Raw genomic sequence first — 25,071 nt, forward strand, 5'->3', positions numbered from 1 at the left:
CTCCGGCCCCGCGAGACCTCGCTGAGCCCATGGTGAGCGGCCCCTCCGCTCCGCTCCGGACCGCTCACGGCGCCTCCAGCGCGCCGTCGGGGCGGCGGACGACCGCGGCCCAGCGGTCGAAGAGGAACTTCGTGGGCGGGTACTTCGCCGCCTCCCGCTCGTCGAGGTCGACGCCCCAGCCGGGCCGGTCCGACGGATACATGTAGCCGTTGGTCACGTCCGGGCAGCCGGGGAAGACCTCGTGCGTGGCGTCGTTGTACTCGTGCGACTCCTGGAACCCGAACGCCGGGCTCGACACGTCGACCGCCAGGTTGGCGGCCACGCCGACCGGGGACACGTCGGCCGGCGAGTGGAATGCGGTGCGCACCCCGCACAGCTCGGCGAGCGCCGCCAGCTTGCGGGTCGGGGTGAGCCCGCCGATCGCCGACGTGTGCAGGCGGATGAGGTCGACGCCGCCGTCGCGGATGAGCCGGGCCGCGTCGACGACCGAGCCGAGCTGCTCGCCGACCGCGAGCGGGACCGGCGACGCGGCGCGGACCTCGGGGAGCCGGTCGTAGTGCTCCGGCGGGATGACGTCCTCGAGGAACGACAGCCCGTAGGGCTCCAGCGACCGGGCCAGCATGATCGCCTGCTTCGGGGTCAGCCGGCTGTGCACGTCGTGCATGAGGTTGATCTCGCGGCCCAGCCGCTCCCGGGCCGCCTCGAACAGCGACGGCGTGCCCCTGAGGTACCGCTCGGGGTCCCACCCGTCCGGGTTCGGCGACCCCGGGTAGTGGCCGCCGGTGCCCGCGGCGCCGTAGCTGCCCAGGCCGGGCTCGGCCCGCTGGAGGCGGACACACCGGTAACCGAGTGCGATCAAGCGCTCGGCCTCGTCGAGCACCTCGTCAGTGGAGTTGCCCGAGGCGTGCGTGTAGACCTCGATGCCGCCCCGCACGCGGCCGCCGAGCAGCTCGTAGACCGGCAGGCCGGCGCGCTTGCCGGCGATGTCCCACAGCGCCTGGTCCAGGCCGGACAGGGCGTTGTTGAGCACCGGGCCGTTGCGCCAGTACGACGAGAAGTGCACGGTCCGGGTGATGTCCTCGATGTCGGCCGGGTGGCGGCCGACCGCGAGCGGCCCGACGTGCTCGGCGACGGCCGCGGCCACGGCGGCGTAGCGCTGGGTGAACGTCGCGCACCCCAGCCCGTGCAGCCCCGGCTCGGACGTCTCGACCTTGACCACCACGAGCGGCAGGCCCTCGGGCGCGGTGACGATCGGCCGCACCGCGGTGATCCGCAGGCCGTCGCGGGCCGGCCACGGGGGCCGCGCCTCGGGCAGGCCGCCGTCCTGGTCCAGCAAGCGGTTCGGGTCGTGCTCCACGGTCACCAGCTCAGCCTCCTGCCGATCATGTGTGCAGTAACGTTACCGCCGTGCATGGGTTGGTGCGGGTCCTCGAAGTGGGCGGCAGTCACGTGACCGCGGCGAGCGTGCGGCTCGACGGGCACCGGGTGCTGGACCGGCAGCGGCACCACCTCGACCCGAGCCGCGACGCGCACGCGATCATCGGCGTGCTCGCCGACGCGGGGAAGCGGCTCGACCCCGCGCCCGGCGACCGGTGGGCGGTGGCGATGCCCGGCCCGTTCGACTACGCCGCCGGGGTCTCGCTGCACGAGGGCGTCGCGAAGTTCGACAAGCTGCACGGGGTGAGCCTGCGCGAGACGCTCGCGGCGGCGATCCCGGCCCGGCCGGAGGCGTTCACGTTCGTCAACGACGCCGACGCGTTCCTGCTCGGCGAGTGGGTCGCCGGCGCCGCGGCCGGAGCGAGCCGGGCGGTCGCGATCACCCTCGGGACCGGCATCGGGTCGGGCTGGCTCGCCGACGGGGCGATCGTGTCGAGCGGGCCCGACGTCCCACCGGACGGGGAGATCCACTTCTGTGACGTGGACGGCCTGAACATCGAGGACGTCGTCTCCGATCGTGCGCTGATCCGGCGGTACCACGGCGAAACCGGAACCACCGTGGACGGCATGCGGGGCCTGGCCGAGCTCGCCCGCGCCGGCGACGGGCACGCCAACGCCGTCGTCGGGCACGCGTTCGGCGCCCTCGGGCGGCTGCTCACCGAGTGGCTGCGACGCTTCCGGGCCGAGGTCGTCGTGGTCGGCGGGTCGATGACCGGCGCCTGGGACCTCATCGAGCCGGCCCTGGCGCTCGACGTGCCGGCCCGCCCGGTGGCGGACACCGAGCATGCGGCGCTGCTGGGCGCGGCGTGGGCCGGGCGCGACCGCGGGTGAGGTTTCGCGGCCGGGCCGCGGGTGCTATCACCGTGGGATGCCGATCACCTCTCCCGCGTTCGGCTGCTGGGTCCTGCGCACCCCCGGCAGCGCGTACGTCGTCCACCTCGGCGGCGAGGACGTGCCGCTGACCGCCCACTGGGGCGCCCCGGTCGACGACGACACCGCGCTGGCGCTGGCGCGGGTGCCGCTCGGCCCGGGCCGGGGCTGGGAGAGCCCGCTCGACGGCCACGAGGAGTACCCGTCCGACCGCGGCCTGCGCTTCGCCACCCCGGCGCTCGCGCTGCGCTTCCCGGACGGGCAGCGCACCGTGCGGTGGCGGTTCGTGTCGGCCTCGGCCGACGGGGAGCACCTGCGGCTGGTCTTCGCCGAGCTGACCCGGGCCGTCCGGCTGGTGCTGCACCACCGGGTCGCGGGCGACGTCGTCGAGCGCTGGGCCGAGCTGGCCGCCGGCGAGCCGGTCGAGGTGCTACGCGCGGACAGCGCGGCCTGGTGCCCGCCCCGCCGCGAGGACTACCGGCTGTCATCGGTGCACGGCCGGTGGGCCGCCGAGTGGCAGCTGCGGCGCGAGCCGCTGGGTGACGGCGTCGTGCGGCTGGGCAGCCGGCGCACCACGACCAGCCCGATGCACAACCCGTGGTTCGCGCTCGACGACGGTACCGCCACCGAGACCGCCGGCGAGGTGTGGAGCGCCGCCCTCGCCTGGTCCGGCACCTGGCACATCGACGTCGAGCGGCAGCCCGCCGGCCGGGTCGTGGCCGCGGTCGGCGCCGGTGCATCGTTCACCCTCGCCGCCGGCGAGGCCCACACAACGCCGGTGTCAGCGGGCCTGTGGACCGGCGACGGTTTCGGATCCGCCAGCCGGATGTGGCATCGGTACCTCCGGGAGCGCGTGATGCCGTCCGGCGCCGAGCTGCGCCCGGTCCTCTACAACTCGTGGGAGGCGACCGGCTTCCGGCTGGACGAGGCGAACCAGCTGGCCCTCGCCGAGCGGGCCGCGGCCCTCGGCTGCGAGCTGTTCGTGATGGACGACGGCTGGTTCGGCGCCCGCGTCAGCGACCACGCCGGCCTCGGCGACTGGACGCCGAACCCGGACCGCTTCCCCACCGGCCTGGGGCCGCTCGTCGCGCGGGTCACCGAGCTCGGCATGCGGTTCGGCATCTGGGTCGAGCCGGAGATGGTGAACCCGGACAGCGACCTGTACCGCGCGCACCCCGACTGGGTGTACGCGACCCCCGGCTACCCCCGCCACGAGCTGCGCAACCAGCTGGTCCTCAACCTCGGCAGGCCGGAGGTGGCCGCCTGGCTGCACGGCTGGATGGACGCGCTGCTCGCCGGGCACGACATCGCGTTCGTGAAGTGGGACATGAACCGCCCGGTGACCGACCCCGGCCCGGACCCGTCCTGGTCCGCGGCGCACACGTCCGCCCTGTACGCCGTCCTCGACCGCCTCCGGAGCGACCACCCCACCGTCCGCTTCGAGTCGTGCGCCTCGGGCGGCGGCCGGGTGGACCCGGGCATCCTGGCCCGCACCGACCAGGTCTGGCCGAGCGACAACACCGACGCGAGCGACCGCCTGCATATCCAGGAGGGCTTCGGCCAGCTCTACCCGGCCCGCGCGATGACGGCCTGGGTGACCGACGCCCCGAACTTCCTGACGGGCAACCGCCTGCCACTGCGCTTCCGCTTCCACGTGGCGATGGCCGGCGTACTGGGCATCGGCGGCGACCTGGCCCGGTGGACGCCGGACGAGCAGGCGGAGGCGGCGACACGGATCGCGCAGTACAAGCGGATCCGCCACGTCGTCCAGCACGGCGAGCTGCACCGCCTGCGCTCCGCGGCCCGGTCGACGGCCCCCGCCCTGGCCTACGCGCTGGACGACGAGGTGGCAGTGTTCCAGTGGCTCGACGGCCACCGCTACGGCGAGCCGTACGTCCCGCCCCGCCTGCCGTTCCTCCCGGCGTCAACGACGTGGGAGGACGCGGACACCGGCGCCCGCTGCACGTCGGCGTTCCTGGCCACGCACGGCCTGGACGCGGGAATGTTCCGCAACCACGACAGCGCGCTGACCCACCTCCGCCGCGTCCCCTGAGCGTCGCCGCCACGTACTGCAAGCACGGCCTGCGCTACCTCACCCGGTGACGAGCGAGCGGAGGTAGGCCAGGTTGTCGGCCGTGCGTTCCTCCAGCGGGACCGCTGTCGAGAAGTCCTCCAGGGTCACCCAGCCGTCGTAGCCCACCTCGCGCAGCAACCGCAGGTACGCGGCCACGTCCGCCTGGCCCTCGCGCAGCGGGGACCAGTCCGGCTGCCAGGTCACCACGCCGTCCCCGGACGGCGGCGACGGGTGCCAGGCGACGTTCTTCACGTGGACGTGCTGCAGGTACGGCCCGAGCAGCTCGAACGCGGCGCGGTGGTCCTCGTGGCCCTCGATGATCAGGTTGCCGAGGTCGTGGATCACGCCCACCGACGCCGGATCCAGGTCCTCGACCAGGCGCATCGCGGCCGACGCCGAGGAGGCGATCGTCTCGTGGTGGAGTTCGATCAGGATCGTCACGCCCTGGTCGGCGGCGAGCGAACAGGCCCACGCCAGGTCCTTGCGGGCGCCCGCGAACAGGTCGCGGTAGTGGCCCGTCCGCAGCATCGGCATCGTGACCCGGACCCGGCCGGCCTGCAGGGCGGCCGTCGCGGCGATCAAGCGGGCCACATCGTCGCGCTCGAAGCAGCGGGCGTAGCCGCCGATGCCCGAGATCTCCAGGCCCGCGTCCCGGGTGATCGCGGCGATCGACGGGAGCAGCGCCTCCAGGCCGGTCAGCGGCCAGGTGGCGCGGTTGCCGGCCCAGAAGCCCGGCGTCGGGGCGTCGTCCTGGTCGGTCACCCGCCACTCGACGCCGTCGTAGCCCTGGGTGGCCAGGATCCGGACGGCCTCCGAAGGGGTCCAGTCGGGGGTGGATGCGGTGAAGGCCGAGAATCTCACGAACGCTCCTCAGTAGAGACCGTCACGTCGTCGAAGGCGCCGTCCAGGACCTGCTCGAAGTCGACCGGGCGGCCCAGGGTCGCCGACACGTACACCGCGCGGACCAGGGCCAGCGCCAGCAGGCCGTCGGCCACGCGCACGCCCGGCGGGCGGCCGGTCTCGATCGCCGAGACGAGGTCGTCGTACTGCCGGAGGTGCCCGACGACGAACGCGTCCGGCTCCTTCGCCGCCCCGAAGCGCTCCGCAGCGGGCAGCGCGACGTCGGCACCGTCGACGGACCAGAAGTACTCCAGCTGATCGTCGTGCAGGACCGCCGAGCCCTGCGTGCCGTGCACCGCCAGCCGGACCGGCAGGCCGGGGCGCGCGCTCGTCGTCGCGTGCAGCACCGCCAGCGCGCCGGACGCGAACCGGATCGTGGCCACGGCCAGGTCCTCGACCTCGATCCGCTCGTGGGAGACGCGGGCGGTCTGCGCGGAGACCTCCGCGGGGCGCCCCAGCAGGGCCAGCATCTGGTCGACGAGGTGGATCCCCTGGTTGGCCAGGGCCCCTCCCCCGTCGTAGGACCACGTGCCCCGCCAGTCGGCGCTGTCGTAGTACGACTGCTCCCGGAACCACGGCATCGACACCACCGCCGACGTGAGCCGGCCCAGGCGGCCCTCCTCGGCGGCCTGCCGGACGGCGACGAGCGCCGGGTCGAATCGGTGCTGGCTGACCACCGCGCAGGCCAGGCCGCGCGCCTCGGCCTCGGCGGCGACCTTCGCGAAGGCGCGCGCCTTGGGCAGCGCGACGTCGAGCGGCTTCTCGACGAGCAGGTGCGCGCCGGCCCGCAGCGTCTCCTCGGCGGCCTCGACGTGCAGCCCGCTCGGCGTGCAGATGGCCACCAGGTCGATGTCCCCCGCGGCAAGAGCATCGGCCAGCGTCGAACACACCACCGGCGGCGGGTCGAGCCGCGCGGCGAGCGCCGCAGCCACCGCCGGCACCGAGTCGACCACGGCGGCGACCCGCAGCCGTGGGTGGCGGACGATCGCGTCGGCGTGGTTGCCGCCGATGATCCCGGCGCCGACGATCGCAACGTTGAGCATCTACTTGACCCCTCCGGCCGTCAGGCCACCGACCAGGAACCGCTGGAACACGAGGTACAACACCACCACGGGCAGGGCGCAGACGAGCGCGGAGGCCATCAGCTGCCCGTACACCGGAATCGCCCCGCCCTCCTGGGTCGCCCCGAAGACCTGGAGCGCCACCGCGGCGGTGCGGCTGTCGGGGTTGGTCATGACGGAGGCGAACAGCACGTCGTTCCAGCCCAGCAGGAACGCGAAGATGCTGGCGACGACCAGGCCCGGCCAGCTCAGCGGGATCACGATCGAGCGCAGGATGCGCCACGACGAGGCGCCGTCGAGGCGGGCGGCCTCGTCGAGCTCGTGCGGCAGCCCGCGCAGGTAGGTGACCATCACCCAGGTCGAGAACGGCAGCGCGAAGGTCAGGTAGGTCACGAACAGCGCCCACCGGGTGCCGATGACCTGGAGGCCGAGCACCGAGGCGAGGTTCGCGAACAGCACGAACACCGGCAGCAGCATGAGCGTGCCCGGGATGCTCTGCAGGGCGAGCAGGCCGCGCAGGATCAGGCCGCGGCCGAGGAAGCTGTACCGCACCAGCACGTAGGCGCTGGCCACCGACACGACGGCGCACACGAGCGCGACGGTCCCGGCGACGACGACGCTGTTGACCAGGCCGGCGCCGAGCTCCACGGTCGACCAGATCCGGGCGTAGTTGCCGGGGTGCCAGGCCGACGGCCACACGTCGCCGCGGGTGACGGCGAGATCGTCGTTGACCGATGCGAGCAGCATGTAGGCGACGGGCGCGAGCGCGAAGGCGAGGATCAGCGCGATGACGACGGTCTGCAGCCAGCGCGGCAGCAGCCGCTGGACGTCAGCTCTCATCGCGGTTCAACCGCACCGCTCGGAGGTACAGCGCCAGCGGGATCGACACCAGGAGCAGCGACAGCACCGCCATCGCCGCGCTCAGCCCGAACCGGAAGTTCTGGAAGCTCTCCACGTAGGTGAGCACGGGCAGCACCTCCACGTCGTGCGGTGCGGGCACGCCGAACAGCACATAGGGCAGCGTGAAGTTGTTGAGGTTGTGCAGGAACGAGATCACCAGCCCGAGGCCGAGGACGCCCCGCAGGTAGGGGAAGATCACGTACCGGAGCTTCATCCACCAGCCGGCGCCGTCCAGCGCCGCCGCCTCGTGCACCTCGCCGTCGATGCCCTGCAGGCCGGACAGCGCCAGCAGGTACACCAGCGGCCAGGACGTCCAGAGCTGCACGACGACGAGGGCCCAGTAGCTCAGCGGGCCGTTGAGCCAGAGGTGCTGCTCGCCGAGGATCGCGTTGACCGGCCCCGACGGCTGCAGGATCGTGCGCCAGACGGTGCCGACGACGAACGCCGGCAGCACGTAGGGGACGAGGAACGCCGAACGGACCAGCGCCCGGCCGCGGAAGCGCTGCTGGGTGGCGAGCGCCGCGGCCAGCCCGATCGGCAGGGTGGCCACCGTGACCAGCACGGAGTAGCCGACGCTGATCCAGATCGCGTGCGGCAGCGGGGTGTCGGTGACCGCCTCGACGTAGTTGTCCAGGCCGATGAAGGGGGCGCCGGTCCACTCGCGCAGCGTGTACTGGTCGAGGTCGAGCAGCGACACGAGCAGCGCGACGGCGAGCGGCACCAGGATGACGACGACCATGAGGACGCCCCCCGGCGTCAGCATCCACAGTGGACGCTGACGCCGGCTGACGGTCCTGCGCTTGCGGGTGGCCGGCCGGGTGGTCGCCGGCCGAACCTCCGTGGTGACTGTCATCCGTCTACTTTGCTTTGTCGAGGGCGTCCTGCGCCGCCTTCTGCGCGTCGGCCACCAGCGACCTGAGCTTCGCGTCGTCGACCTTGCCGGCCTGCAGCGAGGGGATCGACTGCACGACGACGTTGAGCAGGGCGAGCTGCACCTGGCTCCACGCGCCGCTGAACGGGGTGCCGGCCGCCTTCGAGGCGGAGTCGACGATCGCCGCGAGCGCCGGGTCGGACTGCAGCTTCTTGGCCGCCGTCGCGTTCGTGGGCAGCTCGCCGAACGTCTTGTAGTACGACTCCTGCTGCTCGGGGCTGGTGAGCAGCTTGACCAGGGCGAGGGCCAGGTCCTTGTTCTTGGTGTACTTCGCGACGACCAGGTTGTCGCCGGAGAGGATGCTGGTGGCCGCCACGCCGTTGGACGCGGTGCTGGTCGCGCCGGGCGGGACGGTCGGCATGATCGCGTAGGCGTACTTCCCGGCGACCGACGACTTGTCCAGCGTCACCTTCGACGTGGCCGACACCATCGGCAGGAACGCCGCCTTGCCCGCCCCGAACTCGGCGATGGCCTGGGCGTTCTTCCAGCCGACCGCGGCCGGGTTGACGACCTTGTCGGTGGCGAGCCAGCCGAGGTAGGTCTGGTAGGCCTTCAGCGTCGCCGGGTCGTCCAGCGCCGCCTTCTTGTCCTTGACCAGCGGGTTGCCGGCCTGGACGCTCATCGCCCAGATGAACTTCCACGGGTCGAAGCCGTCGGCGTAGGCGACGGCGAGGCCGTAGCGGCCGTTGCCGGTGTACTTCTTCGCCTGCTCCAGCAGCCCGTCCCACGTGGTCGCGGGCTTGTCGGTGCCGAGGATCTCGGTGTTGTAGGCCATGACGAACGGCCGGCTGGTGAACGGGATGCCCACCTGGTGCTCGGCGTCGGGGCCGGAGATGCCCAGCGTGGCCGGCACGAAGGCGTCCTTGCCGCCGAGCTTCTTCCAGTCGTCGTCCTTGAGCTCGAGGAACGCGCCGGTCGCGTAGGCGGTCGGGGTGAACGTCGTGCCCAGCGAGTAGATGTCGGGGCCCTGGCCGGACAGCACGGCCGTCTGGATCTTCGTGAGCTCGTCGTTGGCCGAGGCGAAGGTCTCGAACTTCACCTCGGCGCCGGTCTGCGCCTTGAACTTGTCGTTGATCTCGGTGAACCAGGCGCGCTGCTGCTCGGGGTAGATGGTGTTGGCCTGGACCAGCACGTTGAGGGTCTTGCCGGCGCCGCTCGGGCCGTTGTTGCTGTCGGTGTCGTCTTTGCCGCAGCCGGCCGTGAGCAGGCTCAGGGCGCAGACCGCGGCGAGGATCCGTAAGCGCTTCATGGAGGTGTCTCCCGGGGGTGTCGGAAGCACGGGGCGGATTGAGGCGAAGCTATCAACGCCTTTCGGACGATGGCAATCGTTTGCCACCGTTTGCCAAAATGCCGCCATGCCTCGCGCCCATCAGTTCGGCTCCGCGGACCGGCCGGTCACGATCAACGACATCGCCGCCGCCTGCGGGGTGGCCGCGTCGACCGTCTCGCGCGCGCTCAACAACCCCGGCCGGGTCAACCCGGCCACCCGGGAGCGGATCGAGGCGGCGGCGCGGGAGCTGCGGTACGTGCCGAACTCGCAGGCCCGCGCGCTCAGCTCCGGGCGCACCGGGGCGATCGCCGTACTGGTCAGCGACGTGACCAACCCGTTCTACTTCGGCGTGCTGCGCGGCACCCAGCAGCAGCTCAAGGCGGCCGGCTACGCGCAGCTGCTCATCGACACCGAGGACTCCGGCGAGCTGGAGGCGGAGCTGCTGCACAAGATGCGCCGGTCGCTCGACGGGGCGATCCTGGCCGCGTCGCGGCTGCCCGACAAGGCGCTCGCCAAGCTGGCCGAGGAGATCCCGCTCGTCACGATCAACCGCAACGTGCGCGGCGTGCCGAGCACGATCATCGACACGCCGGCCGGCATCCACCAGGCCGCCGAGCACCTGATCTCACTCGGCCACCGCCGGATCGCCTACGTGTCGGGCCCGGAGCGGTCGTGGCCGAACGAGGCCCGCTGGCGCGCGGCCCAGGACGTCGCCGCGCGGCACCGGCTCACCTTCACCCGGGTCGGGCCGTTCCCGTCGGGCCGCGGCTCGGGGCCAGCCGCCGCCGACGCGCTGCTGAACACCGGCGTGACCGCCTGCATCGTCTTCAACGACCTGCTCGCCATCGGGATCCTGCAGCGGCTGCGCGAGCGGCGGGTCCGGGTGCCCGAGGAGCTCAGCGTGGTCGGCTGCGACGACATCTTCGGCGCCGACTTCTGTCACCCGCCGCTCACCACCCTGACGGCGCCGATCGAGCAGGCGGGCCGGGTGGCGGTATCGATGCTACTGTCACGATTGGACCGCACGACGGCCCCGACGGCGCGCCAGTCGGTGATGCTTCCGGTTCACCTTACCGTGCGTGGCTCCACGGGCCCGATTCTGTCATCGTGAACGTTGCCGTGTGCTGAACTCGACAGGTGCCGTTGTAGGTTTTTCACAAGGATCGCTCCCGCCGGGTGGCGGGTCCAACAGTTCTGTTGGTGATTGCACCTCTGGGAGGCTTGCTCGGTGTTCAGCCGCATCGCCATCGTCAACCGGGGAGAGGCCGCCATGCGGCTGATCCACGCCGTCCGCGAGCTCAACGCGGAGGCCGGGGCCACGCCGATCGAGACCGTCGCCCTCTACACCGACGCCGAGCGCACCGCGACCTTCGTCCGGGAGGCCGACGACAGCTACTGCCTGGGCCCCGCGTCGGCCCGGCCGTATCTCGACCACGCCGTCCTGGAGAAAGCGCTCGTCCAGACCCGCGCGGACGCCGCCTGGGTCGGCTGGGGCTTCGTCGCCGAGGACCCCGCCTTCGCCGAGCTCTGCGAGAAGACCGGCGTCACCTTCATCGGCCCCAGCGCCGACGCGATGCGCAAGCTCGGCGACAAGATCGGCGCGAAGCTGATCGCCGAGGAGGCCGGCGTGCCGGTCGCGCCGTGGAGCCGCGGCGCGGTCGAGACCCTGGAGGCGGCCAAGAAGGCCGCCGCCCAGATCGGCTACCCGCTGATGCTCAAGGCGACCGCGGGCGGCGGCGGCCGGGGCATCCGGGTCGTGCGCAGCGACGACGAGCTCACCGAGGCCTACGAGCGCACCAGCCTGGAGGCCGCCCGCGCGTTCGGCAGCGGCATCGTGTTCCTGGAGCGCCTGGTCACCGGCGCCCGGCACGTCGAGGTCCAGGTGATCGCCGACGGCCAGGGCACCGCGTGGGCGCTCGGCGTCCGCGACTGCTCGGTGCAGCGGCGCAACCAGAAGGTCATCGAGGAGTCGGCCTCCCCCGTGCTCGCCCCCGAGCAGGCGCGCGAGCTGAAGGACGCGGCCGAGCGGCTGGCCCTCGCCGTCGACTACCGCGGCGCCGGCACGGTCGAGTTCCTCTATCACCCGGGTGAGCGCCTGTTCGCCTTCCTGGAGGTCAACACCCGGCTGCAGGTCGAGCACCCGATCACCGAGGCGACCACCGACTTCGACCTGGTCAAGGCCCAGCTGCACGTGGCCGCCGGCGGCCGGCTCGGCGACCTCGTCCCGCCCGAGGCCGGGCACGCCGTCGAGGCGCGGCTCAACGCCGAGGACCCCGACCGCGACTTCGCGCCGGCGCCCGGCCGGATCGTCCGGCTGGTGCTGCCGAGCGGCCCGGGCGTGCGGGTCGACACCGGCGTCAGCGAGGGCGACGTCATCCCGGCCGACTTCGACTCGATGATCGCCAAGATCATCGCGTTCGGCCGCAACCGCGACGAGGCGCTCGGCCGCCTGCGCCGCGCGGTCGCCGAGACCACCGTGATCATCGAGGGCGGCGCCAGCAACAAGAGCTTCCTGCTCGACCTGCTCGACCAGCCCGAGGTGATCGACGGCAGCGCCGACACCGGCTGGATCGACCGGGTCCGCGCCGAGGGCCGGCTGGTCTCCACCCGCAACTCCGGCGTCGCACTGGCCGCGGCCGCGATCGAGGGCTACGAGGACGAGGCGCTCGTCGAGCGCCAGCGACTGCTGTCCACCGCGCACGGCGGCCGGCCGCAGGTCCAGCACAAGAGCGGCCGCCCGATCGACCTCAAGCTGCGCGGCGCGACCTACCGGGTGACCGTCGCCCAGACCGGCCCGCGCCGGTTCCGGGTCGGCATCGGCGACGCCGCCACGGTCGACGTCGAGCTCGACCGGTTCGACGAGCACACCGGCCGGATCCTGGTCAACGGCCGGCGCTACCGGCTGGTCACCGACACGCACGGCCCGATCCACCTGGTCGAGGTCGACGGCGTCACCCACCGCGTCAGCCGCGACGAGGGCGGCGTGCTGCGCTCCCCCGCCCCGGCGCTGGTCGTCGCCACCCCGCTCGAGGTCGGCGACGAGGTCGAGGCGGGCGCCCCCGTGCTCGTCCTGGAGAGCATGAAGATGGAGACCGTCCTGCGCGCGCCGTTCAAGGCGAAGCTGCGCGAGCGGCTGGTCACCGTCGGCAGCCAGGTCGAGACCGGCGCGCCGATGCTGCGGCTGGAGCCGGTCGGCGACGGCACCGACACCGAGACCACCGAGACCGCCACGGTCGACCTCGAGCTGCCGCCCGAGCCGACCGGCCTCGCGCCCGAGCAGCGCGTCGCCCGCGGCATCGCCGACCTGCGCAGCCTGCTGCTCGGCTACGACCTCGACCCGCGCGACGAGCGGCGGGCCCTGTCGGAGTACCTCGCCGCCCGCGCCCAGCTCACCCACCGGCCGCTGGAGGAGGAAGTCGAGCTGCTGCGGGTCTTCGCCGACCTGACGGAGCTCAGCCGCAACCGGCCGGCCGGCGAGGAGAACCGGGCCGACACCCGGGTGCACAGCCCGCGCGAGTACTTCCACACGTACCTGCAGAGCCTCGACGTGGACCGGGCCGGGCTGTCGGACACGTTCCGCACCCGGCTGGCCCGGGCCCTCGCCCACTACGGCATCGACGACTTCGAGCGCACCCCGGCGCTGGAGGAGGCGGTGTTCCGCATCTTCCTCGCGCAGCAGCGCGCCTCGGCCGACGTGTCGGTGATCGTGACGTTCCTGCAGCAGTGGCTGACCGAGCCGCTGCCCGGCGACGGGCTGCGCGAGCTGGTCGGGCAGGCGCTGGAGCACCTGATCTTCGCCACCCAGCTGCGGTTCCCGGTCGTCGGCGACCTCGCCCGCAGCATCGTGTTCCGGTGGGCGGCCCAGCCGATGCTGCGGCGCAAGCGGGCCGAGGTCTACGTGGACGTGCGCGAGCACCTGCGGTATCTCGACCGGCACCCCGACGCCGAGGACCGGGCCGAGCGGATCGCCCGCATGGTCTCCTCGCCGGAGCCGCTGGTCCGGCTGCTCGGGCAGCGGATCGGCAAGACCGGCGCCGACCACGGCCCGATGCTGGAGGTGCTCAGCCGGCGGTATTACGGCAATCGCGGCGTCAGCGACCCGCGCTCGTTCTTCAGTGCCGGGCACTACTTCTTCACCGCCGCCTACGACGGCTTCCGCCTGATCGCCACGGCCACCGACTTCACCGAGCTGCCGGCGACCCTGGAGCAGGTCGCCGGGCTGGTCACCGCCGACGCGATCGCCGACGTCTATCTGCGCTGGGCCGACCAGCCCGACATCGAGGCGATGGCGGCGACGCTGCAGGAGTTCGTCGACCGGGCCGCCCTGCCCGAGTCGCTGCGGCGGGTGACCGTGTCGGTGGCCGGCCGCACGGGCAGCGCGATGCACCACCACTTCACGTTCCTGCCGGGCTCCGGCGAGGACCGGGTCATCCGCGGCCTGCACCCGCTCATCGCCGAGCGCCTGCAGGTGCCCCGGCTGCGCAACTTCGACCTCACCCGCCTGCCGTCGGCCGACGAGGAGGTCTACGTCTTCCACTGCGTCGCGCCGGACAACCCGGCCGACGAGCGGCTGGCGGCCATGGCCCAGGTCCGCGACATCACCCCGCTGCGCGACGCCGACGGCCGGATCCTCGCGCTGCCGGCCCTGGAGGGCGCGCTCGACGGCTGCGTCGACGCGATCCGCAAGGTCCAGGCGCGGCGGCCGGCCCGCAAGCGGTTCGACACCAACCGGATCACGATCTACGTCTGGCCGGCGAGCGAGCTGTCCGTCGAGGAGCTGCGCGCCGTCGCCCACCGCCTGCTGCCGATCACGGCGAACGCGGGCCTGGAGGAGGTGCTGTTCCTCGGCCGGCAGCGCGACCCGGCGACCGGGGAGCTGGCCGACATCGCGGTGCAGGTGTCGTACGACCAGGGCATGCACATGTCGGTCACGCAGCCCTCGACCGAGCTGATCCAGCCGCTCGACGACTACCGGCAGAAGGTGCTCTCGGCGCGCCGCCGCGGCACGACGTACCCGTACGAGCTCACCGAGATGCTGGCCGGGAACCTGGGCCAGTTCGTCGAGCACGACCTCGACGACACCGGCCGGCTCGTCCCGGTCGACCGCCCGAAGGGGCAGAACAAGGCCGGCATCGTCGCCGGCGTGGTGCGCACGCCCACCGAGCGGTATCCGGAGGGCGTCACCCGGGTGGCGCTGTTCGGCGACCCGACCCGGTCGCTCGGCGCGCTGTCCGAGCCGGAGTGCGCGCGGGTGATCGCGGCGCTCGACCTGGCCGAGGAGATGCGCGTGCCGGTCGACTGGCTCGCGCTCTCGGCCGGCGCCCGGATCGCGATGAACTCGGGCACCGAGAACATGGACTGGGTGGCCGCCGCGCTCAAGCGGATCGTGGAGTTCACCCAGGCCGGCGGTGAGATCAACATCGTCGTCGCCGGGATCACCGTCGGCGCCCAGCCGTACTGGAACGCCGAGGCCACGATGCTCATGCACACCAAGGGCATCCTGGTCATGACCCCGGACTCGGCGATGGTGCTGACCGGCAAGCAGTCGCTGGACTTCTCCGGCGGCGTGTCGGCCGAGGACAACTTCGGCATCGGCGGCTACGACCGGGTCATGGGCCCCAACGGCCAGGCCCAGTACTGGGCGCCCGACCTGCAGGCCGCCCGCGACCTGCTCATGACGTACTACGACCACACCTACATCGCGCCCGGCGAGTCCCGGCCGCGCCGGGCGGCCACGACCGACCCGGCCGACCGCGACATCTCGCCGTTCCCGCACTCGGTGCCGGACAGCGACTTCACCACCGTCGGCGAGATCTTCTCCAGGGAGCACAACCCCGACCGGAAGAAGGCGTTCGACATCCGCACGCTGATGCGGGCGCTGGCCGACCAGGACCACACGGTGCTGGAGCGCTGGGCCGGCATGGCCGACGCCGAGACGGCGGTCGTCCAGGACGTGTATCTCGGCGGCATCCCCGTCTGCCTGCTCGGGATCGAGTCGCGCTCGGTGCCGCGGCGCGGCTTCCCGCCCACCGACGGCCCCGACACCTACACCGCGGGCACGCTGTTCCCCAGCTCGTCGAAGAAGGCGGCCCGGGCGATCAACGCGGCCAGCGGGAACCGTCCGCTGGTGGTGCTGGCGAACCTGTCGGGCTTCGACGGGTCGCCGGAGTCGATGCGGCGGCTGCAGCTGGAGTACGGTGCGGAGATCGGCCGCGCGATCGTCAACTTCCGCGGCCCGATCGTCTTCTGTGTCATCTCCCGGTACCACGGGGGCGCGTTCGTCGTGTTCTCGAAGGCGCTCAACCCGAACATGACGGTGCTGGCCGTCGACGGCTCGTTCGCGTCCGTCATCGGCGGCGCCCCGGCGGCGGCCGTGGTCTTCGCCGGCGACGTCGACGCCCGCACCGCGAAGGACCCGCGGGTGGCCGCGCTCGAGGCGCAGGTGGCCGCGGCGACCGGCGGGACGAAGGCGGCGCTGGTCACGCAGCTCATGGAGGTCCGCTCGACGGTCCGGGCGGAGAAGCTGGGCGAGGTGGCGGCCGAGTTCGACGGCGTGCACAGCATCCAGCGGGCGGTCGAGGTCGGCTCGGTGGACGCGATCATCCGGCCGTCGGAGCTGCGGCCGCAGATCATCGCGGCGGTGGAGCGCGGCCTGTCCTGAGCCCGTCGAGCCCCGGTCGTCGCTGCGGCGCCGGCCGGGGCTTCGCCCCACCAGCCCGCGATCTTGGACTTGCGGTCCCGGATATGTCGGATATACACCCTAAATCCGGGACCACAACCCCAAGATCGCGGAGCGTTCGTGTGGCCTTACGGCTTGCGGGCCACCACGCCGTACATCGCGACGTCCTGGAGCGGCGGGCGGTCGGCCTCCGGGACGGGGTTGTGCCACTCCAGCACCGGGGCGATGCCCGGGTCGACGAGCTCCAGGCCCTCGAAGAAGCGGGCGATCTCGTCCTTCGACCGCGGCTGCGCGTCGACCTTGAGCCGGCCGGCGCGGATCTCGGCCTCGGCGTGGGCGCGGGCGGCCGGGTCGTTGAGGTCGGCGGTGCCGTGGGACATCACCAGGTAGCTGCCGGACGGCAGGGCGTCGACCATGCCCCGGACGATCTCATACGGCTTGTCGTGGTCGAACAGGAAGTGCACGATCGCGATCAGCATCAGGGCGACCGGCTGGTCGAGGTCGAGCGTGCGGCGCAGGTCGGGGTGGCCCATGATGCCGGCCGGGTCGCGCAGGTCGGCGTCGATATACGCGGTGGCGCCCCGCGGGGTGCTCGTGAGCAGCGCGCGGGCGTGCGTGAGCACGATCGGGTCGTTGTCGACGTAGACGATCCGCGACTCGGGCGCGATCCCCTGGGCGACCTCGTGGGTGTTGTCGGCCGTCGGGATGCCGGTGCCGATGTCGAGGAACTGCCGGACGCCCTGCTCCTCGGACAGGAAGCGGACCGCGCGACGCAGGAACTGCCGGTTCTCCAGGGCCGTCGTGCGGATCGCCGGGTAGATGGCGGCGATCGCGTCGCCGGACTCACGATCGGCGGCGAAGTTGTCCTTGCCGCCGAGCCAGTAGTTGTACCGCCGGGCGGGGTGGGCGGTGGTCGTGTCGATCCGGTCGAGGTCGCCGTGGCTCACGCGTACACCTTATACAGCCCGATGGATGCAGCAGGTCCATCTGTCCGGCACGGCTTTCAGCGGGTGAGCCGGCCCAGCATCGCCGACGCGGCGAAAACGGCCAGGGCGGTCGCGCCGACGAGCACGCCCAGGTCCAGCCAGAGCCGCATGTGGGTGCCGATGAGCAGGCCGCGCAGCGCCTCCACCTCGTAGCTGAGCGGGTTGACGTGGTTGAGCACCTGCAGCCAGCCGGGCATCACCGAGACGGGATAGAGCGCGTTCGACGCGAAGAACAGCGGCATCATGATCGCCTGACCGATACCCATCATCCGGTCGCGCTTGAGCACCAGGCCGGCGAGGGTGATGGACAGGCAGCAGAAGAAGGCCGATCCGAGGACGAGGACGACGGCGGTGCCGAGCAGCCGCAGCGGGTTGACCGTGAAGGCGACGCCGAGCAGCGCCGCCAGTACCACCACGACCACCGCCTGGACGAGGGCCCGGATGCCGGCCGCGAACGCCTTCCCGGTCACCAGCGCCGCCCGAGGGGTCGGGGTGACCATGAGCTTGGCCAGGACGCCGGCGTCGCGTTCCCAGATGATGTGGATGCCGTAGAAGATCGAGACGAACAGCGCCGACTGGGCCAGGATGCCCGGCGCGAGAAAGTCGAGATACGGGATGCCGCCGGTCGGGATGGCCCGCAGGTGGGTGAACGTCTGACCGAAAATGATCAGCCAGAGCGCGGGCTGGATCGCGCGGGTGACGACCTCGGTGCGGTCCCGGCGCAGCTTCTGCAGCTCGACGAGGCACATCGCGACGACCCGCGTCCACAGGGTCCTACCCAAGACGGCGGGCGGTGCGGCGAGTAGCGCGGACATCGCTGAACCCTCCTACGTCGAGATCGTCGCCGGTGTATGCGCGGAACACGTCGTCGAGGCTCTCCCCCGGCGCCTCCGCGATGAGCTCGGCCGGCGTGCCGAGCGCCCGGATGCGGCCGCGGTGCATGAGGGCGACGCGGTCGCAGTGCTCCTCGGCCTCCTCCATGTAGTGGGTGGTCACCAGGACCGTCATCCCGGTCTGGGCGCGGACCTCGGTGATCCGCTCCCACACGCCGTTGCGGGCGACCGGGTCGAGGCCGATCGTCGGCTCGTCGAGCACGAGCAGCCGCGGCGCGCTGACCAGCGCCTGGGCGAGCTCCAGCCGGCGGATCATGCCGCCGGAGTAGGTCGCGGCGGGCCGGTCGGCGGCGTCGGTGAGCCCCATCGCCTCGATGACACCCTGGGTGCGCTCCTTGCGCTCGCGGCGCGGCACGTCGAACAGCCGCGCGAAGAGCGCCACGTTCTCCCGCCCGCTGAGCGCGGCGTCGGCCGAGAGGGCCTGCGGCACGTATCCGATCAGGCGCCGCACCGCCATCCGGCGCTTCGCCACGTCGAGCCCGAACACCGCGACGCTCCCCTCCTGGGGCCGCAGCAGCGTCGTCAGCACGCGGATGGTGGTGGTCTTGCCGGCGCCGTTGGGCCCGAGCAGCCCGAAGATCTCCGCGGGCCGGACCTCCAGCGAGATCCCGTCGACGGCGACGGTCTCCTTGAACCGGTGCCGCAGCCCGTCGATCCGCACGGCACTGGTCACCGCGCGCCTCCTTCCGTCTTTTCGAGCGCGCCGGCCAGGCGGTCGAGCACCGGCAGCGCGCCGGCCAGCACCCGCCGCTCGTCCTCGGTCAGCTCGGCGAGGGCCTTGGCGAGCAGTTCCCCGCGCGCGGCCCGCCAGGTGCGCAGCCGGTCGGCGGCGAGCGGCGTGAGGAACAGCCGGGCGGTCCGCCCGTCGCCGGGATCCCGCTCCCGCGTGAGCAGCCCGTCGCGGGTGAGCTGGTTGACGAGCGTGCTGACCGAGTTGCCGGCCAGGTGGAGCGCCTGCGCGGCGGCCCCGACACCGACCCCCGGGACCGCCTCGACATGCTTGAGTAGCTCCACCTGGCTGCCCGTGAACGGCGGCCGGGCCAACCCGGCCCGCAGGCGCCGCCGCAGCACCCGCCGCACGGCGTTGAGCCGCTCCGCGAGCCCGTCGGCAAGCCCCTGATGATCCACCCTTCCACTATATACCTCGTTAGCAGAGCTAACGAGGAGGTCGGGCCGGGGTGCGCCACGCGGGCCGCAACCGTGCCGTCGATCTTGCACCTGTGGTGCCGCGACACTCCCAAGAGGTCCGGGTTTGTCAGGCACCACAGGTGCAAGATCGACGCGGAGGGGGGCGGGGGGGACAGCGGGGCGGTCCCGCGAGGGGGCCGGGCGGGGGGTGGGACGGCTGTGGTGGTGTCAGTCGGGCTGGAGGTCCGGGGACGGGAGGTCCAGGCGGTAGCGGTCGCCGTGCTTCTCGAAGCCCAACCGGCCGTAGTACGGCGCCACCATGCCCGGCGGGGTCAGGACCTGCCGGTAGCCGCGGGCCGTCAGCTGGCCCGACCGGCGGAACACGAACTCCCCCGGCGACAGGTCACGGTAACGCGGCGTGACGTAGTCAAGGTCCACCTGGGCCACGCCGGCCGGCAACGGACGCAGGAGCAGGACGCCGACCACCTCGTCGCCGTAGAGCGTCACGAAGGCCTGACTGTCCGCAGCATAGGCAAAATCGGGGTTGAAGCGGGCGATGTCCGCCCAGTGGACGCGCAGCACGTGGGCCAGGAAAGCGTCGTCCGGGGACACCTCCACCACCGCGTAGGTGTTCTCGTCGTGGCGGGTGCGCAGCATGCGGTACAGGTGCCAAGCATTGATCACGCACAGGACGGCGTTGAGGCCCACCATCGGCCACACCTGGACGGCCGAGTTGTAGGCGACGAGCACCAGCGAACCCGCCAGGTTCAGCCGGCGCAGCCTGAGCTGCCGGGTCTGCAGCAGCGACCACACGAGCAGGGCGGAGCCGGCCCAGCCCAACGCTTCCAGCCAGTACGTCATGATCGCCAGCCGCGGGTGAACACCACGTCGAGCTTGTCGGCGATCGCTCGCGGGAGGTCGATGCCCAGCGTGTGGGCCGTCACGAACGCGGTGATGACGACGTCCGCCAGTTCGGCCTCGACGTCGTCGAACGAACCGGAGCGGCGGGCCATCCCGTAGTGGCGGCGGACGGCGCCGACGAACTCGCCCACCTCCTCGGCGAGGGCGAGCGTCTGGCGCAGGTGCGGCGCCTCGGTGAAGCCGTTGGCGGTGAGGTGGCCGGCGATGTCGGCGGCCCGGGCGGGGAGGTCGCCAAGGTCGAAGTCTTTCACAATGCACAGCATGAACGACTCGCGCCGGGACTCGTGATGGACGTCCCCAACCGCCAGGTCCGCGCCTGGCACACCGCCGGAACGATCCGTGTCTACCAGGCCTACTCCGCGTCGATCGCGGTCCCGGCCCTGGCCGCCGGCCGCTTCGTCGCCCCGTTCAAGCGCGACCGCATGACCTGGGTCAAGCCGTCGTTCCTGTGGATGATGTACCGCAGCGGCTGGGCCACGAAGCCCGGCCAGGAGGTCGTCCTGGCCGTCGAGCTGACCCACGCCGGCTTCGACTGGGCGCTCGCGGCGGCCTGCCCCAGCCACTACGAGCGGGGCGAGTTCGCCGACCGGAAGGAGTGGGCCGACCGGCTGCGCACGTCCCCGGTCCGCGTCCAGTGGGATCCCGAGCGCGACCTGCACCTCCAGCCGCTGCCGTACCGCTCGCTGCAGCTCGGCCTGAGCGGCGAGGCGGTCGACCGGTACGTCGACGAGTGGACGGTGTCGATCACCGACGTCACGGACACGGCCCACCAGATCCGCGCCCTGCTGCGGTCCGGCCGCCGGGAGGCGGCCGCCGCGCTGCTGCCGCACGAGCCCGTCTACGGATGAGCGGCCGGGAGGTCTACCGCCTGACGATGCTGTGCGTCATCGCCGCCTGCGTCCTCGTGTCGTACCTGGTGATCAGCCACCGCCTGGACGGCGGCGACGACGACCCGAAGCCGGGGCCGCGACCGGCGTTCCAGCTGCCGTTCCCGTGCGGCGAGACGTGGCGGCTGACGACGTACCCGGGCCACGACGACTACGACATCGACTTCTTCTTCGTCGGCGGCCCGAGCGCCGGCCGCGAGGTGCTCGCCTCGGCGGCCGGCAAGGTCGAGTGGGCCGGCTGGAACGGCACGCTCGCCGACGGCTCGGCGGCCCAGCCCGGCACCGTCGGCACGCGCGGCGGCCTGGGCTTCGGCGTGATCCTGGCGCACGGCGGCGGCTGGTTCACCTCCTACGGCCACCTGAACACCTGGCCGGCGGTGCGGACCGGCGACGACGTGCAGCGGGGCCAGCTGCTCGGCCGGGTCGGCCGGACCGGCTCGACCCAGGTCGACCACCTGCACTACGAGCAGCACGACGACAGCCGCGACCCGAAGCGCACCCGCGGGGTGGAGGACAAGGTCGAGTCGGTCTTCGACGGCGTGCCGTCGGGCATCACCAGCGACGGCAGCGCCGGCACCGGCCCGCTGCGGGTCGCCGGCCCGGTCTCGCCGGACCAGCAGCGCACCAGCAGGAACTGCTGAGCATCTATTGACAGACATCTGTCAGGCAGGTTTCCTTTCTATTTGACCCCCCAGGTCACAACACCAAGGAGCCCGCCTGTGACCAGGTACCGAGTGCCCCTCGTGGCGTTCTTCGCCGTCGTCGCCGCCGTCGCCGCGACCGCCTACGTCATCGTCTCCGGATCCGGCGTCGCGCTGGCCGCCGCCCCGACCGCCAGCCAGTTGCTGGCCAAGACGCAGACCTGCAGCCAGGTCTCGAACGGCAAGTACGCCACCGACGACGGCGGCGCCGCCACCGTCGCCGTCTGCAAGAGCGGGTCGGCCTTCTTCTGGACGGCCGACATGGACATCGACTGCGACGGCATCAGCACCTCGCACTGCAACGCGAGCACCGACCCGTGGTACCAGGCCCAGACCTCGTTCACGACGTCGACGGGGGCCTACTTCACCTCGGAGGTCACGCGGTACTACGTGGTGCCCCTGCCCAGCTCCCGGTTCAACTACCAGAGCCAGGGCATCCGCCCCGGGGCCGTCGCCGCGGTCGTCTACAACAACAAGGTCGCCTACGCCGTCTTCGCCGATGAGGGGCCTGACAACATCATCGGCGAGGGGTCGTACGCGCTGGCGGTCGCGCTCGGCATCGACCCGAACCCGGCCACCGGCGGCACGGCCGGCCCGGTGACCTTCATCGTGTTCCCGTCCACGGTCCCCAGCCCGGTCGAGAACAACGCCACCATCGACTCCGTCGGTGCGAACGCGGCGAACGCCTGGCTCGGCTCCACCACCACGCCGCCGACCACCGGCGGACCGACCGGCGGGGCCGGCCAGATCGTCGGCTACGGCGGCAAGTGCGTCGACGTCGCCGGGGCCAGCAGCGCCAACGGCACGGCGGTCCAGCTGTACGACTGCAACGGCACGAGCGCGCAGCAGTGGACCCGCGCCTCCGACGGCACCCTGCGCGCCCTCGGCAAGTGCATGGACGTGGCCGCGGCCGGCACCGCCAACGGCACGAAGGTCCAGCTGTACGACTGCAACGGGACCAACGCCCAGAAGTGGACCCGCACCGGCCAGACCCTCGTCAACGTCGGCTCGGGCAAGTGCCTGGACGCCACCGGCCCGAGCTCGGCCAACGGCACCCGGCTGCAGATCTGGACCTGCTCGGGCGGCGCGAACCAGAACTGGACGCTGGCTTAACGAACGGCGGTCACCACGACGTAGCCCTTGGGGTCCTCGACCGTCGCGGCCGAGGCGAACAGGGCCGCCGCCCGCTCCGCGATCGCGTCCACGATGGACGGCCGGAGCGGGTGGTCGTCGGGGACGCCGAAGCCGGTGAGCATCGAGACCGCGTACGCCACCATCGGCTCCGGACCCGGGAACACCAGCGCGTTGTCGTGCCGCTCGACCTCGACGATGCCGAAGACCGAGGCGACCAGGCCCGGCAGGTTGCTCGCGTCGACCGGGATCTGGAACACCGCCGGGTCCAGGCCGTGGTCGGCGACGGCGCCGGAGGCCAGCCCCTGCAGGGCCGGGGCCGGGTGCGGGATGTTGACGACCGCGGCGAACCGGCCGCCCGGGCGGAGCACCCGGTGCGCCTCGCGGATCGCCGCCAGCGGCTCGGCCACGTGGTACAGCATGTGCCGCGCCGTCACCGCGTCGAACGACGCATCGGCGAACGGCAGCACCATCGCGTCGGCCTCGTGCGCCTCGACGCCCGGCACGCCACGCAGCGCCGCGACCGCTGCCGGAGAGGTGTCCACGCCGGCCAGCCGCCCGGTCGAGGGTGCCAACGACCGCAGGAACTCGCCCGTCCCGCAGCCGACGTCGAGCAGGTCCAGGCCGGGGCGATAGCCGAGCGCCGACCGCACCGCCGGATCCGGGTGGTCGTCGTGGCGGCTGTAGCGCCGATGCGTGTCGATCCGAACCTGCAGCGGGTCGAGGGTGCGGTACTCCAGCATCCCGCCGAGGCTACTCCGTCAACAGTGTGCGCACATGCCGTACCAATGCGGAGTCAACGACACCGTCGACCCGCACCGCGGTGCTCGTGTGGAACGCGGTGACGCCCGCCGCCCGGAGCGGCCGGAGGTGGTCGGCCCGCAGGCCGCCGCCGGCCAGCAGGCGCGGGTCCCCGGCCTCGACCAGCAGCACCGGCAGCCCGTCGGCGATGCCGTCCGGCGACCCCGCGGTGAGCACGGCGTCGAGGCCCGGCAGCCCGTCGAGCGCCTTCCACGCGGCGGACCGGTCGGCCGCGTGGTCGATGGCCCGGTGGAACGTCCAGGGCGCCCCGTCGAGCTCGCCGAGCACGACGTCGAGCGCCGCCCGGTCGACGTGGCCGTCGCCGTCGAGGAAGCCCAGCACGAACGCCTCGGCGCCGGCCGCGCGCAGGTCCCGGACCATCCGTCGCAGCTCGGCGGGGCCGGGCGCGGCGAATCCGGGATCGCGGCGGAGCATGACCCGCGCGGGGATGCCGGTCGCCGCGCGGACCGCGGCCACCACGGCCGGGGCCGGGCTCAACCCGCCGACCTCCATCGCGCTGACCAGCTCGACCCGATCGGCGCCGCCCGCCGCCGCGGCCCGCGCGTCGGCCGCCGACAACACGATGATCTCCAGCACGGGTGGACCTTAGCGAACCTTCAAACGGCCTTCACCTGCGCGTTCCCTTTCCGGGGCTACCGTGCGGTCATGCCTGGCCGTCAGTCCGCCCTTTCCGTGGCACTGGTGGGTGCCGCGCTCGCGAGCCTCGTCCTGCAACTCTTCGTGCTGCCGCTCGTGCTGCTGCCGATCGACGTCCGCTGGGGCTGGCTGCTGCTCCCCCTCGCGCTGACCACGATCCCGCTGTGGTCGCTCATCCACGAGTCCATCCACGGCACGCTGCTGCGCGACCGGGCCTGGAACGACCGGCTCGGGCGGCTGCTCGCGACCGGCTACGGCGGCCCGTTCACGCTGCTGAAGGCCGGTCACCTGCTGCACCACCGGTACAGCCGCACGCCCCGCGAGCGCACCGAGATCTACGACCCGGCGGTGACGTCGTGGCTCGCCGCCGCCCGCGCATACTACCCGCGCCTGCTCGGCGGCCTGTACCTCGCCGAGCTGGTGTCCATCGTGCTCGCCCTGGTGCCGGCGGCCGGCTGGCGCTGGCTGGTGCGCCGCACCGACAGCCTCGACTCGGTCACCGGCCTGCTGTTCGAGCGGGTCTCCCGGCGCGAGCACCTGCGCCGGTTCCGGCTGGAGTCGGTCGCGATCGTCGTGACGTACACCGGCTCGGCCCTCGCCTACGGCCCGCACCTCTGGCTGCTCGGCGTCGCCGTCGGCGTTCGGGCGCTGCTGGTCTCCCTCGCCGACAACGCGTACCACTACCGCACCCGCCTGGAGCGCCCCCTCGACGCGATGAACCTGCGCCTGCCGCGCGGCATGGAGCTGTTCGTGCTCGCGTTCAACCTGCACCAGGTGCACCACCGCCACCCCGGCCTGCGCTGGCACGAGCTGCGGGCGGCGTTCGTCGCCGACCGCGACGAGT

The 25,071-nt window shown here is 72.6% G+C and carries 21 protein-coding genes and 1 pseudogene; 8 read left to right on the plus strand and 14 right to left on the minus strand.

The window, feature by feature from the left end; genetic code table 11:
* Nucleotides 1-64: 64 nt before the first annotated feature.
* Nucleotides 65-1,363, minus strand: coding sequence for an enolase C-terminal domain-like protein (locus tag IEZ31_RS51750; protein WP_229837153.1), 1,299 nt, complete (start codon nucleotides 1,361-1,363; stop codon nucleotides 65-67).
* Nucleotides 1,364-1,407: 44 nt separating this feature from the next.
* Here IEZ31_RS51750 and IEZ31_RS51755 point away from each other — a divergent pair, with 44 nt between their 5' ends.
* Together IEZ31_RS51755 and IEZ31_RS51760 are read left to right on the plus strand one after the other, a co-directional pair.
* Nucleotides 1,408-2,268 (plus strand): ROK family protein, encoded by an 861-nt coding sequence (locus IEZ31_RS51755; protein ID WP_190257549.1) that lies wholly within the window; start codon nucleotides 1,408-1,410, stop codon nucleotides 2,266-2,268.
* A 37-nt stretch (nucleotides 2,269-2,305) separates the two neighbouring features.
* Nucleotides 2,306-4,360, plus strand: coding sequence for an alpha-galactosidase (locus IEZ31_RS51760; protein WP_190257550.1), 2,055 nt, complete (start codon nucleotides 2,306-2,308; stop codon nucleotides 4,358-4,360).
* 39 nt (nucleotides 4,361-4,399) lie between these two features.
* Here the strand turns inward: IEZ31_RS51760 and IEZ31_RS51765 are convergent, their stop codons facing one another.
* Genes IEZ31_RS51765 through IEZ31_RS51785 form a run of 5 tightly spaced genes read right to left on the minus strand, consistent with a single transcriptional unit; the run spans nucleotide 4,400 to nucleotide 9,422 of the window.
* Nucleotides 4,400-5,242 (minus strand): sugar phosphate isomerase/epimerase family protein, encoded by an 843-nt coding sequence (locus tag IEZ31_RS51765; RefSeq protein WP_190257551.1) that lies wholly within the window; start codon nucleotides 5,240-5,242, stop codon nucleotides 4,400-4,402.
* Complete coding sequence (locus IEZ31_RS51770) at nucleotides 5,239-6,324, minus strand: Gfo/Idh/MocA family protein (protein ID WP_190257552.1); 1,086 nt, start codon at nucleotides 6,322-6,324, stop codon at nucleotides 5,239-5,241. The genes IEZ31_RS51765 and IEZ31_RS51770 overlap by 4 nt, the downstream gene beginning before the upstream one ends.
* Nucleotides 6,325-7,182 carry a carbohydrate ABC transporter permease gene (locus IEZ31_RS51775; protein WP_190257553.1) on the minus strand — a complete coding sequence of 286 codons (858 nt, stop codon included), beginning with the start codon at nucleotides 7,180-7,182 and terminating at the stop codon, nucleotides 6,325-6,327.
* The gene (locus IEZ31_RS51780; protein WP_190257554.1) at nucleotides 7,172-8,095 is read right to left on the minus strand and encodes a carbohydrate ABC transporter permease; all 924 of its coding nucleotides are present in this window, start codon (nucleotides 8,093-8,095) and stop codon (nucleotides 7,172-7,174) included. The genes IEZ31_RS51775 and IEZ31_RS51780 overlap by 11 nt, the downstream gene beginning before the upstream one ends.
* A 4-nt stretch (nucleotides 8,096-8,099) precedes the next feature.
* Nucleotides 8,100-9,422, minus strand: a complete 1,323-nt coding sequence (locus IEZ31_RS51785; RefSeq protein ID WP_190257555.1) for a sugar ABC transporter substrate-binding protein — start codon at nucleotides 9,420-9,422, stop codon at nucleotides 8,100-8,102.
* Nucleotides 9,423-9,528: 106 nt separating this feature from the next.
* Here IEZ31_RS51785 and IEZ31_RS51790 point away from each other — a divergent pair, with 106 nt between their 5' ends.
* A complete protein-coding gene (locus tag IEZ31_RS51790; protein ID WP_190257556.1) occupies nucleotides 9,529-10,554 on the plus strand; it encodes a LacI family DNA-binding transcriptional regulator in 1,026 nt (341 codons plus the stop codon).
* 117 nt (nucleotides 10,555-10,671) lie between these two features.
* Entirely contained in the window at nucleotides 10,672-16,104 is a 5,433-nt protein-coding gene (locus IEZ31_RS51795; protein ID WP_190257557.1) for an ATP-binding protein, read from the plus strand.
* Nucleotides 16,105-16,250: 146 nt separating this feature from the next.
* On the opposite strand, the gene IEZ31_RS51800 is transcribed toward IEZ31_RS51795, so the two are convergent.
* The 6 genes from IEZ31_RS51800 to IEZ31_RS51825 form a co-directional block, all read right to left on the minus strand.
* On the minus strand, nucleotides 16,251-17,069 hold the full coding sequence (locus tag IEZ31_RS51800; protein WP_229837155.1) for an SAM-dependent methyltransferase: 819 nt from the start codon (nucleotides 17,067-17,069) through the stop codon (nucleotides 16,251-16,253).
* 56 nt (nucleotides 17,070-17,125) lie between these two features.
* Complete coding sequence (locus IEZ31_RS51805; RefSeq protein WP_190257558.1) at nucleotides 17,126-17,923, minus strand: ABC transporter permease; 798 nt, start codon at nucleotides 17,921-17,923, stop codon at nucleotides 17,126-17,128.
* Complete coding sequence (locus tag IEZ31_RS51810; protein WP_190257559.1) at nucleotides 17,883-18,674, minus strand: ABC transporter ATP-binding protein; 792 nt, start codon at nucleotides 18,672-18,674, stop codon at nucleotides 17,883-17,885. The genes IEZ31_RS51805 and IEZ31_RS51810 overlap by 41 nt, the downstream gene beginning before the upstream one ends.
* A complete protein-coding gene (locus IEZ31_RS51815; RefSeq protein WP_190257560.1) occupies nucleotides 18,671-19,129 on the minus strand; it encodes a MarR family winged helix-turn-helix transcriptional regulator in 459 nt (152 codons plus the stop codon). The genes IEZ31_RS51810 and IEZ31_RS51815 overlap by 4 nt, the downstream gene beginning before the upstream one ends.
* Before the next feature lie 228 nt (nucleotides 19,130-19,357).
* Nucleotides 19,358-19,990 carry a GNAT family N-acetyltransferase gene (locus IEZ31_RS51820; RefSeq protein WP_190257561.1) on the minus strand — a complete coding sequence of 211 codons (633 nt, stop codon included), beginning with the start codon at nucleotides 19,988-19,990 and terminating at the stop codon, nucleotides 19,358-19,360.
* On the minus strand, nucleotides 19,987-20,301 hold the full coding sequence (locus IEZ31_RS51825; RefSeq protein ID WP_190257562.1) for a MazG nucleotide pyrophosphohydrolase domain-containing protein: 315 nt from the start codon (nucleotides 20,299-20,301) through the stop codon (nucleotides 19,987-19,989). The genes IEZ31_RS51820 and IEZ31_RS51825 overlap by 4 nt, the downstream gene beginning before the upstream one ends.
* Before the next feature lie 36 nt (nucleotides 20,302-20,337).
* On the opposite strand from IEZ31_RS51825, the gene IEZ31_RS51830 reads away from it, so the two are divergent.
* From IEZ31_RS51830 to IEZ31_RS51840, 3 genes are all read left to right on the plus strand, one after another.
* Nucleotides 20,338-20,898, plus strand: coding sequence for a DUF4291 domain-containing protein (locus tag IEZ31_RS51830; RefSeq protein ID WP_190257563.1), 561 nt, complete (start codon nucleotides 20,338-20,340; stop codon nucleotides 20,896-20,898).
* Nucleotides 20,895-21,578, plus strand: a complete 684-nt coding sequence (locus IEZ31_RS51835; protein ID WP_190257564.1) for a M23 family metallopeptidase — start codon at nucleotides 20,895-20,897, stop codon at nucleotides 21,576-21,578. The genes IEZ31_RS51830 and IEZ31_RS51835 overlap by 4 nt, the downstream gene beginning before the upstream one ends.
* 78 nt (nucleotides 21,579-21,656) lie before the next feature.
* Nucleotides 21,657-22,751 (plus strand): glycoside hydrolase family 75 protein, encoded by a 1,095-nt coding sequence (locus tag IEZ31_RS51840; RefSeq protein ID WP_229837156.1) that lies wholly within the window; start codon nucleotides 21,657-21,659, stop codon nucleotides 22,749-22,751.
* Here the strand turns inward: IEZ31_RS51840 and IEZ31_RS51845 are convergent.
* Both IEZ31_RS51845 and IEZ31_RS51850 read right to left on the minus strand, forming a co-directional pair.
* The gene (locus IEZ31_RS51845) at nucleotides 22,748-23,512 is read right to left on the minus strand and encodes a class I SAM-dependent methyltransferase (protein ID WP_190257565.1); all 765 of its coding nucleotides are present in this window, start codon (nucleotides 23,510-23,512) and stop codon (nucleotides 22,748-22,750) included. The genes IEZ31_RS51840 and IEZ31_RS51845 overlap by 4 nt on opposite strands.
* A gap of 10 nt (nucleotides 23,513-23,522) precedes the next feature.
* A complete protein-coding gene (locus IEZ31_RS51850; protein WP_229837157.1) occupies nucleotides 23,523-24,167 on the minus strand; it encodes a copper homeostasis protein CutC in 645 nt (214 codons plus the stop codon).
* A 69-nt stretch (nucleotides 24,168-24,236) separates the two neighbouring features.
* Between IEZ31_RS51850 and IEZ31_RS51855 the strand changes: the two are divergent.
* Nucleotides 24,237-25,061 (plus strand): annotated as a pseudogene (locus IEZ31_RS51855) (fatty acid desaturase family protein); the annotation flags it as partial.
* Between the last annotated feature and the right edge of the window lie 10 nt (nucleotides 25,062-25,071).

It is taken from the genome of Dactylosporangium sucinum (assembly GCF_014647515.1).
Taxonomy (GTDB): Bacteria; Actinomycetota; Actinomycetes; order Mycobacteriales; family Micromonosporaceae; genus Dactylosporangium; species Dactylosporangium sucinum.